The 1858-nt window shown below is 47.1% G+C and carries 1 pseudogene; it reads right to left on the reverse strand.

The features are described from left to right. Positions 1-1858, reverse strand: a pseudogene (locus VIP81_RS01960) (DNA-directed RNA polymerase subunit beta'); the annotation flags it as partial.

Below are 1858 nucleotides of genomic sequence, written 5' to 3' on the forward strand. Positions count from 1 at the left end.
TAAGGGATATTGTTGGTTACCAGCAGACGATCATTTTTCACGTCCATGATACGCAACTCACCGGTACGACCGATAACGATCTGTACTTTTTCACCCTGATTGTTTTCATAGGTGGTAGTACGTAAGCCATCGAATTGTACAGTACCATCAAACTTAGCTGGCATACCGGATTCAACGGAAGTAGAACCGGCCACACCACCCACGTGGAAGGTACGCAGTGTCAACTGTGTACCAGGCTCACCGATCGACTGTGCAGCGATGATACCTACAGCATCACCTCTCTGTGCAGTGTAACCGCTCGCCAGGTTTTTACCGTAACATCTCACACACACACCACGACGGCTTTCGCAAGTCAGTACGGAGCGGATTTCTACGGTTTCAATAGCACTTTCTTCAATTCTGTGCGCAATTTCTTCAGTGATTTCCAGACCAGCACCTACGATCAACTCATCATCATTGTGAGGATCAAATACATCGTGCAGGGAAGTACGTCCAAGGATACGGTCGTACAGTGTTTCGATCACTTCTTCATTATCTTTCAACGCTGAAGTAGCAATACCACGGAGGGTACCACAGTCTTCTTCGTTAATTACCACATCCTGCGCAACGTCCACCAGACGACGGGTCAGATAACCCGCATCCGCTGTTTTCAACGCCGTATCCGCAAGACCCTTACGGGCACCGTGCGTAGAGATGAAGTATTCCAATACGTTCAAACCATCTTTAAAGTTGGACAATACCGGGTTTTCAATGATCTCAGAACCGGTAGATCCACTCTTACGCGGCTTGGCCATCAGACCTCTGATACCAGCCAGCTGTTTGATCTGCTGCTTGGAACCACGCGCACCGGAATCCAACATCATGTATACAGAGTTGAATCCTTGCTTGTCTGTTGCCAGCTCACGGATCAGGGTTTCAGTCACTTTCGTATCCACACGTGACCAGATATCAATGATCTGGTTATAGCGTTCGTTATTGGTGATCAGACCCATGTTATAGTTATCCCAAACTTCTTCTACTTCACCAGCTGCACCATCAATCATGTCTTGCTTCACGTCTGGAATGATCAGGTCATTGATGTTAAATGACAGACCACCGCGGAACGCCATGCGGAAACCTAATTGTTTGATGTCATCCAGGAACTTCGCAGTCTTAGGAATATCTGTTGCTTTGATGATATCACCGATGATTTCACGCAGTGATTTCTTGGTCAGCAGGGCATTAACATAACCGGCTGCTTTAGGTACGTGCTGGTTGAACAGTACGCGACCTACCGTAGTTTCGATCAGTTTTCTTTCCAGCGTACCATCCGCCGTTCTTACATCAGCTTTAACACGGATGTGAGCATGCAGATCGATGCGATCTTCATTCAGTGCGATGATTACTTCTTCCGCAGAGTAGAAAGCTTTACCTTCTCCTCTAACCACTACATCACCCATTGTTTTCTTACCCTTGGTAATGTAATACAGACCAAGAACCATGTCCTGTGAAGGCAGGGTGATTGGCGTACCATTCTGCGGGTTAAGGATGTTATGAGAAGACAGCATCAGCAGTTGGGCTTCCAGCACAGCAGCATTGCTCAAAGGCACGTGTACCGCCATCTGGTCACCATCGAAATCCGCGTTAAACGCAGAACACACGAGTGGGTGCAACTGTATCGCTTTACCTTCCACCAGTTTAGGCTGGAAAGCCTGTATGGACAAACGGTGAAGGGTTGGCGCACGGTTTAACATTACCGGGTGACCTTTCAGTACGTTTTCCAGGATATCCCAAACCACCGCTTCTTTACGATCTACCAGCTTCTTAGCTGATTTCACGGTTTTAACGATGCCTCTTTCAATCAGTTTACGAATAATAA

Source organism: Chitinophaga sp., from assembly GCF_036566945.1.
In the GTDB taxonomy this organism is placed as follows: Bacteria; Bacteroidota; Bacteroidia; order Chitinophagales; family Chitinophagaceae; genus Chitinophaga.